Below are 13,976 nucleotides of genomic sequence, written 5' to 3' on the forward strand. Positions count from 1 at the left end.
TCAAGCCTTTTGGAAAATCCGTACTCAGGCAAAATATCTGATGGAATAGACCGGTTTTATAATTTGCACAGCGGACTGCTTTCAAAATTCCGCTTTTGCTCAAGCGTCAGCTGTTTAAAATCTTGCTGTATTTTTTGATCCGAAGCCGTCATCAAATGCTGATTCGCCTCTAGAATGGCCAGCATACGCGCATAATGCGCAGGAATTTGTTCACAGCTCAGTTTTTTTTGCTCAGCTTCAGACGCCGCCTGTCCCAGCTGCACAATCAGCTGATCAATTTTTCCACTTTCCGCATCCAGCGCTTTCGTGGCTTCAGGCACAGTTGCATATTTTTCTGCCCGGACTTTCTGCCCATCAGGCGCTTTGCTGCACGCAGTCAATGCCAGCAGCAGGCCTGCTGACAAAAGCGCGGTATATTTCGCGGTACAATTCATTATTAAATTCATGGGCTGTCCTTAATGCAGGGCTCAGCGGCTGATGCTTTGGCTGACCCGCCGATTCGAATGCCCTTAGTTTATCAGGCTTCTTTGCCACGGAGCCAATAGCCAGAGCATGGCGCATTGAAGCAATCCTGCCTTTTTCTCACAATATGAACATGAAATTCGAGGTTTTTTACACTTGAACATTTTTCATGCGCTATCATATATAACCTTCAATTTGCAGCAAACTGAGATGTTTTTATGAGCCAAAGCCACATCCGTATTCGAGGCGCACGCACCCATAACTTAAAAAATGTGTCCCTTGATATTCCACGCGACAAGTTTGTGGTGATTACGGGGCTTTCGGGTTCAGGCAAATCATCTTTGGCTTTTGATACCTTATATGCTGAAGGCCAGCGCCGCTATGTAGAATCTTTGTCTGCCTATGCGCGCCAATTCCTGTCGCAAATGGAAAAGCCCGAGGTTGACTCGATTGAAGGCCTCAGCCCAGCCATTGCCATTGAACAGAAATCCACCAGCCACAACCCGCGTTCCACAGTGGGCACCATTACTGAAATTTACGACTATTTGCGCCTGCTGTATGCGCGTGTCGGCACCCCCTACTGCCCAGAACATGATCTGCCAATGGTGGCGCAGACCATTTCGGAAATGGTGGATGCGGTTAAAGTTTTAGAAGAAGGCACTGCGCTGATGCTGCTGGCGCCTGTTGTTCGCGAGCGTAAAGGGGAATACACCGCGCTGTTTGAACAGCTGCAGAGCCAAGGTTTTGTCCGCGCGCGTGTCGATGGCGAAATCATGGAAATTGATCCGCTGCCGGAACTGGATAAAAAGAAAAAGCATACCATTGAAGTGGTCGTCGACCGTTTTAAAGTCCGTGATGATTTAGGCAACCGCATTGCCGAAAGCTTTGAAACAGCCTTGCGCTTAGGCGGCGACATCGCCATTTTGTCATGGATGAATGGCGAACAAAATGACCGCACTTTTTCAGCAAAGCATTCATGCCCTGAATGTGAACGCGCAGTCGGTGAACTTGAACCGCGCCTGTTTTCCTTCAACAATCCTTTCGGCGCCTGCCCAGTCTGTGACGGTTTAGGCACCCGCAGCCATTTCAGTGCAGATAAACTGATTCCAAACACTGAAATATCAATCAGCCAAGGCGCGATCCGCGGCTGGGACAGACAGCGCCCTTACTATTACAGCATGATTCAAAAAGTAGCGGATCATTACGGCTTTGCCTTGGAAACACCGTGGAATGAACTGGACGCCGAGACCAAAAAGAAATTCCTGTACGGCACAGGCAAGGATAAAGTTGATTTAAGCTATATTGATGAGCGCGGCCGCCGCCATAACCGCGTGCAGCCTTTTGAAGGCATTTTGCCGCATTTAGAACGCCGTTACCGCGAAACAGAAAGCAATTACGTCCGTGAAGACTTAGCGCAATATTTATCCAATGCCGCCTGTGATGCCTGCGATGGTTCACGCCTGAATGAAATTTCGCGCAATGTCAAAATTTTAGACAAGACCATTGCGCAAATTACCAAAATGTCGATTGGCGATGCGGAAGAATATTATCAGCATGTGCAGCTACAAGGCGCGAAAGGCGAAATTGGCGATAAAATCTTTAAAGAAATCCGCGAACGCCTGCACTTTTTAGTCTCGGTCGGGCTGAACTATTTAAGCCTGTCACGTTCTGCAGAAACCTTATCTGGCGGTGAAGCACAGCGGATCCGGCTAGCGTCGCAAATTGGCGCTGGCCTCATGGGCGTGATGTATGTGCTGGATGAACCTTCAATCGGTTTGCATCAACGAGATAATGATCGTCTGTTAGAAACTTTGGTTCGTTTACGTGATCTTGGCAATACGGTTTTAGTCGTTGAGCATGATGAAGATGCGATCCGTGCAGCCGATCATATTATTGATATTGGCCCTGGCGCAGGCATTCATGGCGGCCATGTGATTGCGGAAGGCACCTATGAAGAAATTCTGGCCAATCCGGACTCTCTTACCGGCCAATATTTATCGGGCAAGTTAAAAATTGAAGTGCCGAAAAAACGTGTGCAGCCGCCAAAACCTGAAGAACAAATCAAATTGATGGGCGCAGCGGGCCATAACCTGAAAAATGTAGATTTGACCATTCCGCTGGGCATTATGACTTGCGTAACCGGCGTTTCGGGTTCAGGCAAATCGACGCTGATTAACCGCACTTTGCTGCCCTTAGCGGCAACCCAATTGAATGGCGCGACTACGCTGACCGCGGAAAAATTTGATTCGATTGACGGCCTGCAGTTTTTAGATAAAGTTGTCGATATTGACCAAAGTCCAATTGGCCGCACCCCGCGCTCGAACCCCGCTACATACACCGGTTTATTTACGCCAATCCGTGAATTATTTGCACAGACGCAGGAAGCTAAAGCGCGCGGCTACGCGGCTGGCCGTTTCTCGTTTAACGTGAAAGGCGGACGCTGTGAGGCCTGCGAAGGCGACGGCATGATTAAAGTGGCGATGCACTTCCTGCCGGATATGTACGTGCCATGCGATTCGTGCCACGGCAAACGCTATAACCGCGAAACGCTGGAAGTGAACTACAAGGGTAAAAACATTTCGGATGTATTGGAAATGACTGTTGAAGATGCGATGCATTTCTTTGATGCCATACCAGTGATTCACCGCCGTTTGGAGACCTTAAACCAAGTGGGCTTGGGCTATATCCGTTTAGGCCAGTCTGCGACTACGCTGTCTGGCGGTGAGGCGCAGCGGGTAAAACTAGCTCGTGAATTGGCAAAACGTGATACAGGCAAAACGCTGTATGTACTGGATGAACCGACCACCGGCCTGCATTTCCATGACATTGCCAAACTGCTGGACATCCTGCATGAGCTGCGCAACAAGGGCAACACCATTGTCGTGATTGAGCATAATTTAGATGTGATTAAAACTGCCGATTGGGTTATTGATTTAGGCCCTGAAGGCGGTGCCGGCGGCGGGATGATTATTGCCGAAGGTACACCAGAAAATGTGGTGAAATCTAAAGTTTCACATACAGCGAAGTTCTTGAAGCCGTTGTTGAAATAAAGGATTTTTGAATTGGAATTTATTAATTCGCCTATTGAAAATCACTACCAGTGGTTAGGATTATTCCTAACCACTTTAGGTACATTAATTTCTTTTTTTGTACTTTGGCAAACATATGCATTACGGAAAAGTTTCTTATCAAAAATTAAGCTTCCTGAAATACTCAAAATAGTTGATCAAAACAGAGAAGAATTTTACGCTAAATTAGCATTAAATAATCTTTCAATAAGAAATGAAATTAATATTATCGTTGAAACAGTACGTGCCAGTTTGAAACAAAGTGCCAAAAATTTGTCTTCAGACGATAAAAAAGAAATTAAAAAATTCCTAAAAAAATATCCTCAAGATCTAGCCAATTTAGATCAAATGTGGAATTACTATACAGCTTTAGTAGGGTTACAGACATTTCTTAAGCAATCACTTATGGATTCAAGGTTTTAATATGTCTCAAAAAGAAATTGAACTTGTGGCTAAGCTAAATAGATTAACCTTAAACAATGAAATTCATTGGGAAATCGTTGAACCACCAACAATTTTAACAACCAGAAATTCAGATGAGAATATTACTCAATGTTTTAAAACCATTTATAAAAACAAAGTTTTTTATTTATATGTTCAAACTGGTATGAATTATTTTTCTGATCTAGATCATTGGTATCAAACAGAATTTGATCATCTTTGTATCATTACGAACAATTTAATTCAGTGGGAATTTTCAAACAATGTAGTCATACATGATTTACTGTCTAGTGTTATGAAGGAATCTATTGATTTAGACAATTTATTAGCAGATTAATTATTAGAAAATTACATGACCGGCGACATGGTTGTCGCCCGTTTGACTGGGGTACAAGGACGTGCCTTCATAAAAAATGGGGTTTGCCTTGCGAAGCAAGGCTTCTCATGCCCAGTCAAAAGTGAAGAAAACCTACGCAATGAAAAATAGATTTTAAAGCAACGTGAGGACGTGCAAGCACATACGTTATAAACAACGCTTAATTAAAAAACATATGAATAAAAACAATGAGTTATCATTACAAGATTGTACTTAAAGACAAAGTATCAATTACAGAAATAAGCTTTTTTCGAATCAAAAAAAACTAATTCGAAACCGTATTCTTCCCTTTCGCCTTCGCCCGAAACAAAGCCTCATCCGCACGCGCCAGCAACGCCATCCAGCTGGCAGCCCCTACAGCAACCCCAGCACTGATAGAAACATTGACCTGCGCAAATTCTTCACTTTGAAAAAGCTCTGAAGCCAAAACAGTCCTGCGGATTTTTTCCGCCACCCTTAACGCCGTGTCTAAGCTGATATCGTCAATCAATACCAAAAATTCATCGCCGCCATAGCGAACCAGCAAATCAGAGGCCCGCATGCAGCTTTTCAAGCTTTCCGCCACAGACTGAATCACCAAATCGCCAACAATATGGCCCAAGCTATCATTTACATGCTTAAAATTATCAATATCAATCAGCATCAAACAGGTATTTTTAAACTGGCTTGGCTGTTTTTCCAGCAGCTTAATATACTCATCCAGCGCAAAACGGTTCGCGACCCCTGTCAGCGAATCCGAATGCGCAATATGCTTCAATTGAAACTCCAGTGCTTCACGCTGCTGCAGCCGAGCCTGCAACCGGCTGATCGCATCAAAAATACTGGCATCCGCTTTGGCTTTTTTCTCAGAAGCGCGCGCTTTATTTTCTGCATGCGCAAGATTGAACAGCTGCTCCCGCGCCAGAATTAACGGCCCAAAGACCCATTTTTTGGCATAAATCATGGTCAATAACACCGTCAGCAAAGAGACCAAAACCATTAAAATGGCATAAATAAATTCTTTCTGAGCATTCTGCTGCTTTGCGTACGCCGTACTGACGCTGGTTTCTAAAATATAATTCTGCAAATCCACAACGGTGGTAAATTTGCCGACCATCGCCCGAGTCAATTCTGGGCCATTCTTGCTGAAAGGCTGACCTTTTAAGCTGTCGTCCATTAAGTTGCTGACAATCGGCAAGCCCTGATTCAAAAATTGATCTTTAACTTGCTGATAAAGCTTCTGAAATTGATCATTTTTTGCAGAATCAGGCTGAATGACGCCCACCAGCTGCCATAAATATTGCGTCTGGCGCTGGGTCTGCATGGAACGCGCAAGATTTTCATCAGATATGCGCGCATTGAACGTCACCGCAGCCATGATATTGGATGCAGATCGCCCCGCCTGATCACGCAAGTCGGCCAGCAATAAAATTAAAATATAGTAGTTGGATAAAGCATCATCTTTTGATTTCGCATTGCGGACGATATCCTGCAGCGCTTCGTAACAGGGGTCCCATGCATGGAACATAGCAACAATAGCATCATCCATCCGGCGCATTTCACGCTGTGCATAGGGAACTGCAATATAGCCATCAACGGCCTTTCGCCCATTCCTTAATGCCGGCAAAAAATTCTGCCGGAGCCCTTGCGCTATGTCGTGCTGACCGGTTTTTTCCAGCACTTGAATAGTCGATTGAATTTGGACATCGACTTCAGCGCGGTATTTTTTTAATGCCTCATAATGCTGCTGCGCATCAGTTTGTGGACTGGACATGACATTATTGGCGGGTGCGCGTTCTTTGGAAATTTTATTGGCAAGTTCCGCCACAATTTTTAAGCTTTGAATTTCCTGCAGCGCCTCAGCGCTTTTTTGATAGCTGCGGTAGCTGCTCACGATCAGCGGCAAACCGATTAAAGACACAGACAGTACAATGACAAGCATCGCGATCCATAAACGGCTGCTGATATGTTCTGAACGCAAAGCATTTATAGCGATGTCTGAGATCTCTCACGCAATGATTTAATGCTCTGATTTATTCAAAGCAAAGAAAATCCACTGTTAGGCGCGGCGTTCTATTTGGCTGTTTATTTCAGTTCAAATAAAAGCAAGCCTTTCCCCCAAAGTGTCCGCTGCTCAGTATATGCAATTACTTTAGAAAAAGACATTTTGTATAAGATATTTTTTATTTTAAATTTCATAAAGATACAAAAAAAATAGATTATTTTTAAATCAAGCCTTAATTCAATTATTTACACATGCAACAATTTGGTGCATAATGCACAGCATTAGGGCATTTTAAAATCATCCTCAGCAGTAATTTTAAATTTCCCGCAATTTTTGGCGAGAAAACCCCAGTTTTGAATAAAAACTGGGGTTTTTTTTATGCCTGCTATAATTACAGCTTAGGAAAACTCAATAAAATGCACCATATTAGTGCTTAATAAATAATAAAACTTGCGCTTAAATGATCCAACAATCTCTTTATTTAAAATTTAGTACGCTCGAATCTGTCAAATTTCAGACAAAAAAAAGCCCAACCTTGGGGAAAGCTGGGCGGATAAAACAAAAAATTGTGGAGAATCAGTCAGGGATCACAAAAATTGCAATCAAGCTGATCTAATGAACATATTATGTGACATTTCGCCAAATAAGTAAAGCCTACACATGCAGTCGGAATTGGCTTGCTGTTTCAATAATTCTAAATTTGATTACTAATCAAATATTTCCATCTTAAAATCTGAGCAATAAATTTATTGCTCTCTCCAGCCAGTCAGATAAATTTAAGGTATAAAAATCATTTAATAATACATTCGCACACTTTCTACTTCACCACCTCATCAGGCCTTCGGTGATATTTAAAGGAATATCACACTAAATATGATGTAATCCAAACTAAGCCAAAGACTAATTTATTTAATGAAGAAGTAGTTATATTTATTTGAATTACAAATAAAAAATTTTCATTTCACTCAGCAAAGACGGGCGGCTTTTAAATGGATAAAACACTCCAAAAGAGAAAATTAGATTTAAAATTTAAAGAAGATTCAGAATAAATCATGATGGATACGCGCTATCTGCCTTAATAGCCGGCTATGCCTGATCAAAATTTGGCTTTTTTTAATTTATTATGTTGAAGCGAGCTTGAAACATCCGAGAAGCAAAGCGCATTTTCAATAACAATTAACGATTAAAATAATAATTAAAATCGAATATAACAATCATGTTTTTTGCAAAATCATGAAACACAGAAATTTTATTTAACATATTCCACTGTTATGACAGAATTTTTTAGGTTGACAATAAAAAATACAAACGCACATTTTTTATACACTACATGATTTAGAGTAAATACTCAAAACAATAATGTTCTTTTAGTTCATTGACTTAATAAAATGTTACAATACAATGCTCAATGTTTAATCCATTTGCAACATAACTGGTAACTATCATGAAAAAACTCGGTTTAGCCACAGCTTTATTATTAGCCATGACCGGTGCTCAAGCGTATCAAGTTGAAGTACAAGGCCAAGCGGAATACATCGACAATACAGCAAATGACAACGACTTCACTGGCGCTGTTCAAGGCACTTACTACTTCAACAATGTTGACGCTTCTAAAGGTCCACTGGCTGAAGCAGCATTTCTAAACCAAGCTTCTAATGTTTCTGCAGCTTACAGCTATGGCGAATATAAAGAAGCTGGCGATCGTGATGCCGTTCATGCATTTGGCGTTAAAGCTGAAGCATATGTTCCAACTAAAGTTGTTCCTGTATATGCAAGCGCATCATACAATCACACAATCGCAGATAGCAAAACTGGTTACTCAGATGATTCTGGCGACCGCTATGCATTAGAAGTGGGTGCACTTGCTGCTCCTAATTTCTTGGTTGCGGTAGGTTACACTAGCGTTGCTAATCAATATTCTTTAGACACATTCAACATCTTAAATAATGGTGTTGCTAAAGCTGGTCTAGAAACTGCAACTATTGGCGATGATCAAGACGCAATCACTGCACGCGCTAAATATGTTGGCGCAATCGACGGCACGAATATGGCTGTAGGTTTCGAGTCTGGCATCATTTATGGTGATGACACTGCTTATCAATTGAAAACTGACCTTTATTTGAACCCTCAATTAAGCGTTGGCGCTTCTTACGCTGAATCTAGCTTCAATGATTCTCCAAGCAAAGCTTGGGGCGTGAATGTTAATTACTTCATCACTCCTGCTGTTGCAGTTGGTGCTAGCTATGTAAATGCTAACTTTGAAGCTGATAAAGCTCAATTTGCTGACTATGTAACAGACACTCAAACTGTTGGCGTAAACGCTAAATTCCGTTTCTAATTCGTTTAGAAACGGAATTCAAAAAAGGACGCTTAAAGCGTCCTTTTTTATTTTTTTGTGTAATGCCTTACTCAGGCAAGCGCACTAAATTCAAGAAATGCAGATGGCGTTCATACTGATCAATAATGTCCTGCAGCAAATCTTCCTGCGTCCATTCCATCACATCATAATTTTGACCGCCTTCCCTTAAGAACACTTCAGCTTGATAATATTCCACAGGCTGTCCAGCTTGCGCATCTGACATAAAGCTTGGCGGAACAGTTTCCCGTGAAATCACCTGATACTCGAAGTTAATTTCATTATGATGATCCACCCGAAGCTTTAAGCCTTCATCCAAATTCAGAATTTCTACAGTCAGTTTACGGCGCTCAAATTCCGTCTGAATACTGCTGAAGGCTTTTAAAACCTGTATTTGAATAAATTGATCCACCTCGGCTTTGGAATGAGGATAATGCATGATCAGCCCCAAGCGCTGCTGCCAGCTGCGCGGATTTTTAATCGCTCTGGGGGTAATGCGCGCTGCCTGCAATGCATTCATTTTTAATGCATCTAAACGCAGCGCTTTCAGCAGCCCCCAGCAGATGAACAGCATAATAAAGGTAAAAGGCAAAGCGCTCAGCATGGTCGCAGACTGCAGCGCCCCAAGGCCGCCGCTCAGCAGCAGGACAATCGCCAGCAATGCCATTAAGGCTGTCCAGAACAGGCGCTGCCATGTCGGTGAGTTTTCAGATTTTGCGGTTAAATAATCGGTGACTAAAGCGCCTGAATCCGCCGAAGTTACAAAGAACAGCATAACCAGAAAAGTCGCCAAGAGGCTCATGACGCTGGAAAATGGCAACCCATGCAAAAACTCAAATAGTGCAACCGATGAATCCCGCTGTACAGCATCCACTAAACCAGTATTGGCTTCATGCAAAATGCTGAATAATGCAGCATTGCCCATAAAGCCCATCCAGATCAGGGTAAAGCCAGACGGAATCAGCAATACTCCAATAATAAACTCGCGGATGCTCCGCCCCTCGGAAACCCGCGCAATAAACATTCCGACAAATGGCGACCATGAAATCCACCATGCCCAATACATAATTGTCCAGCCGCCAATCCAGCCATTCGGCTGATAAGCATATAAATTAAAGGTCATGCTGAATAAATTGGAGATGTATTGCCCTGCATTCTGAATAGTCGTCTGCAGCAGATAAATACTCGGCCCTGCAAAAAAAACAAACAGAAGCAGGATTAAAGCCAAGACCAAATTCAATTCAGACAGGCGTTTAATACCTTTATCCAGCCCCAGAAAGACCGATAAAGACGCCAAAATACTGACCACAACTATCAGAATAATTTGATTGCTGGGAGATTGCTCAATACCGAATAAATAATTCAGCCCTGAATTGATTTGGGTTACGCCAAAACCTAGGGTTGTCGCAACCCCGAATACCGTACCGATCGTCGCAAAGGTATCGACCCCATCACCAATTGGGCCGTAAATTTTCTTCCCGATCAAGGGATATAAGGCAGAACGGATTTTTAACGGCAGATTATGACGGTATGCAAAATAGGCTAAAGATAAACCGACAATCGTGTAAATTGCCCAAGCATGCAGCCCCCAGTGAAAGAATGTCACCCGCATGGATTGCTGCGCCGCTTGAATCGTTTCAGGATCGCAGGAAGGCGGTGAAACATAGTGCATCACCGGCTCTGCGACACCGAAAAACATCAGTCCAATTCCCATGCCAGCAGTAAACAGCATAGCGAACCACGACGAATTGCTGTAAGCCGGCTGGCTGTGGTCAGGCCCAAGCTTGATTTTTCCCATATCGGACATGGCGATATAAATCAGCAAAATCAAAAAAATGGCGACAGATAAAACATAGAACCAGCTGAATGAGTCTGTCACCCATTGATTCAGCTGTTGAGTGATTAGGTCAAATGAATTCGGCGCAAGAATGACGATTGCCAAAAACACACCAATTAAAATGACCGTACTTAAAAACACGTTGGGATTCACATTGGAATACCAAGATGTCTGTTTGGAAGACATATAGACCCCATCTTGATTATTTTGTTTAGCAGACAGACCCGAAGGTCAAGAAGCATTCACTGAGCGTGAACAAAAAGAAGAGTTCAGTAAAAAGAAAAAACTCAAAGCTATAATAAATAAATGATAAAAATAAATAAGTTAGTATCCTGTTACTTTCTCGTAACACGCATCAGTCATCTTTAGGCTTCTGATTAGGCAGATGCGCGACATAATGCAGCGCAATCAGCCTTGAAACAATCAGCGCTAAATACATCACGCCGCAGAACATTTGCAGCATGGCCAAAACCCGCGCAGGCGCGCTAGCAGGCATTAAATCGGACAGCCCTGTAGCCGACTGCAGGCTAAAGCTTAAGAACAGCAAATCCAGCCAAGACTGCATGCCGGGAATGTCCGGGTTAGCAAAACTGCCTGGATAAATCAGCTGGCAAATACTGTAAAGAAACGCAAACCCCCAGGCGATGAGCGTAAAGACGGCTCCAGCTGCGAACATTTCATCTTTGGTTAAATACTGGTCTGCAAACATATAGCGCAGCAATCCATAAGCGGCGCTGAAATATGCCAGCGCTTCAAAACAGTGGGCAATAATTTGAATGACAGGATTATTTTCACCCATGATAATCAATGTTGAAAAAATCACAGCGCCGCCGACAAAGCTTAGCCCCAATATAGTAAACATGGGAGTTTGGCGGATAACCTTGGCAATCAGCAGCAGCACCAGAACCCCAAGCACCCACAGCAAAGCCCGGTAGGATGGGCTGAAATTCGGCACAGCCGTCAGCACTAAAATCAGCAGCTGCAGCAATAACAGCCACGCTGACGGCAGTAAACGAAAGCCTTTCCAAAAATCAATGAATCCCTGCATGCTGTTATTCCGCAAATATTTTGGTTATTGAGCCATTTGATTTAACGATGATGCTTTGTCAGCTGGCGGCTGCCGGCGCTTCAAAACAGTTTAAATCCGCTTTCGCTTCATTTTATTATTGGCTTTTAAATTAGCATGAAGCCTTAATCAAATAGAGATTTAATTTGTATTCCATCAATACAAATGCATGCCTTGAGTAGGGTTCTGCTGAAAACGCCGTGATGCAAGCTTATTGCCGGCATGTGACAACACATCTTTTATCCTATTTCAGGCATAAAAAAAGCCCCTTACGGGGCTTTTTATGGGGTGATCAGATTAGTGATCTGAAGCGCCAGAGATGCCGATACCTGTTTGTGAACGTACAAACTGGGCATCAAATGCTTTGCGTTCCGCTTGTGCTTGCGCTGAGTTATCAGTCACAGAGAACAACCAGCAGCAGATGAATGCCAACGGCATAGCAAAGATTGCAGGGCCATTGAATGGGTTAACCGGTGTTTCAGAGATACCTAAAGTATCTACCCAAACCGCTTTAGATAAAATAATCAAAGTCACTGCTGTAAGCAGGCCAGCCAAACCGCCAATTACTGCGCCGCGAGTGGTTAAGCCTTTCCAGAACATTGACAGTACAAGCACTGGGAAGTTTGCGCATGCCGCTACAGAGAATGCCAAACCAACCATGAATGCAACGTTTTGCTTCTCGAACAAAATACCCAAGATCATTGCAAAAATTGCTAAGCCTAAAGTTGCAATTTTAGACATGCGCAGTTCAGATTCAGGAGTCGTTTGACCTTTCTTGAATACGTTTGCATACAAGTCATGAGAAATTGCAGATGCGCCAGACAGTGTCAGACCCGCTACAACTGCAAGAATTGTTGCGAATGCTACCGCTGAAATGAAGCCCATGAACAAGTCACCGCCCAATGCATCAGACAAGTGAACTGCAGCCATGTTGTTACCGCCAACAAGTTCTAACTTGCCAGTAACTGCCATTTTCGCAACATCAAGGAATTGCGGGTTGTTCGATACATAAAGGATCGCACCGAAACCGATGATGAAAGTTAATAGGTAGAAGTAACCGATAAAGCCAGTTGCAACCACAACAGATTTACGCGCTTCTTTCGCATCTTTTACTGTGAAGAAACGCATTAAGATGTGCGGAAGGCCTGCTGTACCGAACATCAACGCCAAACCAAGAGAAATCGCGTCAATCGGGTTTGCAGCCAATTTGCCTGGGCCCATGATATTGCCCGCTTCCGCCAAGCTCACATCATGTACTTTAGCGAAGACTTCAATCGATTGAGAGAACATTTCAGAGAAGCTGAAGCCCACGCCTTTCATAACCATAAATGCCATGAACGTTGCGCCAGACAAAAGCATTACCGCTTTAATAATCTGTACCCAAGTGGTTGCCAGCATGCCGCCGAAGATCACGTAAGCCATCATCAGAAGGCCAACAATCACCACAGCAATGTTGTAGTTCAAACCGAACAGCAGCTTGATCAGCTGGCCTGCGCCAACCATCTGAGCGATCAGATAGAATGCAACTACGACCAATGAGCTCATCGCCGCCAAAGTACGGACTGGTTTTTCAGCCAAGCGGAATGACACCACGTCAGATAAGTTGAACTTACCTAAGTTACGCAGGCGTTCAGCCACCAAGAACAATACAATTGGCCAGCCCACCATGAAGCCTAATGAATACAGCAAGCCGTCAAAGCCTGAACTGAATACCAATGCCGAAATACCCAAGAATGACGCAGCTGACATATAGTCGCCGGCAATCGCCAAACCGTTTTGGAAACCTGAGATACCGCCGCCGGCAGTATAGAAATCTGTAGTGCTTGTCGTTTGCTTTGCGGCCCATTTGGTAATCAGCAGGGTAAAGCCCACGAAAATTGCGAACATGATAATCGCGTGCCAGTTAGTCGCCTGCTGTTCAGCTGCGCCTAAATCCGGGCTTGCCATTGCCATGCTTGACATCAGCAGCGCCGGGGCAGCCAGCGCCTGAGCTTTCAATGAATTCCATTTCATCTTAGTGCAGTCCTTTTTCATGAGTGATCGCTTCAACTTCACGCATTGCTTCTTGGTTTAATGTATCAAGCTTGTTGTTCGCAATGTAGGAATAAACCCCGCATAACACAAAAGACAGTACAATGATGCTTAAGCCCAGCGGCATACCGATTGTGGTTACACCGCCACTCACTGAAGACATTAAAAATTCTTTGTTGTAGCCAACCAGCAGCATGAAGCCAACGTACACAACCAGCATAATGATGGTCAGTGTCCAGCTCAGTCTGCTTTTGCGGGCGACCATTTCCTTAAATTTTGGATTCTGTAGAATTTGCTCTACTTGTCTCTCATCCATAACCTTGCTCCTGTAAGCACCCAACCATGGGCGCAATTT

Annotated in this window: 10 protein-coding genes; 4 read left to right on the forward strand and 6 right to left on the reverse strand. The window is 43.5% G+C overall.

Annotation, left to right across the window (positions count from 1 at the left end):
* Positions 1-56 precede the first annotated feature (56 nt).
* Positions 57-446, reverse strand: coding sequence for a hypothetical protein (locus tag AZH43_RS11790; protein WP_067669927.1), 390 nt, complete (start codon positions 444-446; stop codon positions 57-59).
* 234 nt (positions 447-680) lie between these two features.
* On the opposite strand from AZH43_RS11790, the gene uvrA reads away from it, so the two are divergent.
* From uvrA to AZH43_RS11805, 3 genes are read left to right on the forward strand one after another with little or no spacing between them, the layout of a single operon-like run.
* Positions 681-3,512 carry an excinuclease ABC subunit UvrA gene (gene uvrA / locus AZH43_RS11795; protein ID WP_067669929.1) on the forward strand — a complete coding sequence of 944 codons (2,832 nt, stop codon included), beginning with the start codon at positions 681-683 and terminating at the stop codon, positions 3,510-3,512.
* A 12-nt stretch (positions 3,513-3,524) separates the two neighbouring features.
* Positions 3,525-3,953, forward strand: coding sequence for a hypothetical protein (locus AZH43_RS11800; protein WP_067669931.1), 429 nt, complete (start codon positions 3,525-3,527; stop codon positions 3,951-3,953).
* Position 3,954: 1 nt separating this feature from the next.
* Positions 3,955-4,308, forward strand: a complete 354-nt coding sequence (locus tag AZH43_RS11805; RefSeq protein ID WP_067669933.1) for a hypothetical protein — start codon at positions 3,955-3,957, stop codon at positions 4,306-4,308.
* A gap of 304 nt (positions 4,309-4,612) precedes the next feature.
* Here the strand turns inward: AZH43_RS11805 and AZH43_RS11810 are convergent, their stop codons facing one another.
* A complete protein-coding gene (locus AZH43_RS11810; protein WP_067669935.1) occupies positions 4,613-6,316 on the reverse strand; it encodes a GGDEF domain-containing protein in 1,704 nt (567 codons plus the stop codon).
* Positions 6,317-7,775: 1,459 nt separating this feature from the next.
* On the opposite strand from AZH43_RS11810, the gene omp33-36 reads away from it, so the two are divergent.
* Complete coding sequence (gene omp33-36, locus AZH43_RS11815) at positions 7,776-8,669, forward strand: porin Omp33-36 (protein WP_067669937.1); 894 nt, start codon at positions 7,776-7,778, stop codon at positions 8,667-8,669.
* 67 nt (positions 8,670-8,736) lie between these two features.
* Here omp33-36 and AZH43_RS11820 read toward each other — a convergent pair whose 3' ends face one another.
* The 4 genes from AZH43_RS11820 to AZH43_RS11835 form a co-directional block, all read right to left on the reverse strand.
* A complete protein-coding gene (locus AZH43_RS11820; RefSeq protein ID WP_067669939.1) occupies positions 8,737-10,710 on the reverse strand; it encodes a BCCT family transporter in 1,974 nt (657 codons plus the stop codon).
* A gap of 169 nt (positions 10,711-10,879) precedes the next feature.
* Positions 10,880-11,572, reverse strand: a complete 693-nt coding sequence (locus tag AZH43_RS11825) for an ion channel (RefSeq protein WP_067669941.1) — start codon at positions 11,570-11,572, stop codon at positions 10,880-10,882.
* 315 nt (positions 11,573-11,887) lie between these two features.
* Positions 11,888-13,603 carry a cation acetate symporter gene (locus AZH43_RS11830; RefSeq protein WP_067669943.1) on the reverse strand — a complete coding sequence of 572 codons (1,716 nt, stop codon included), beginning with the start codon at positions 13,601-13,603 and terminating at the stop codon, positions 11,888-11,890.
* A 1-nt stretch (position 13,604) separates the two neighbouring features.
* Positions 13,605-13,937 (reverse strand): DUF485 domain-containing protein, encoded by a 333-nt coding sequence (locus AZH43_RS11835; protein ID WP_067669945.1) that lies wholly within the window; start codon positions 13,935-13,937, stop codon positions 13,605-13,607.
* Between the last annotated feature and the right edge of the window lie 39 nt (positions 13,938-13,976).

The sequence above is a fragment of the Acinetobacter pragensis genome (genome assembly GCF_001605895.1).
GTDB lineage: Bacteria > Pseudomonadota > Gammaproteobacteria > Pseudomonadales > Moraxellaceae > Acinetobacter > Acinetobacter pragensis.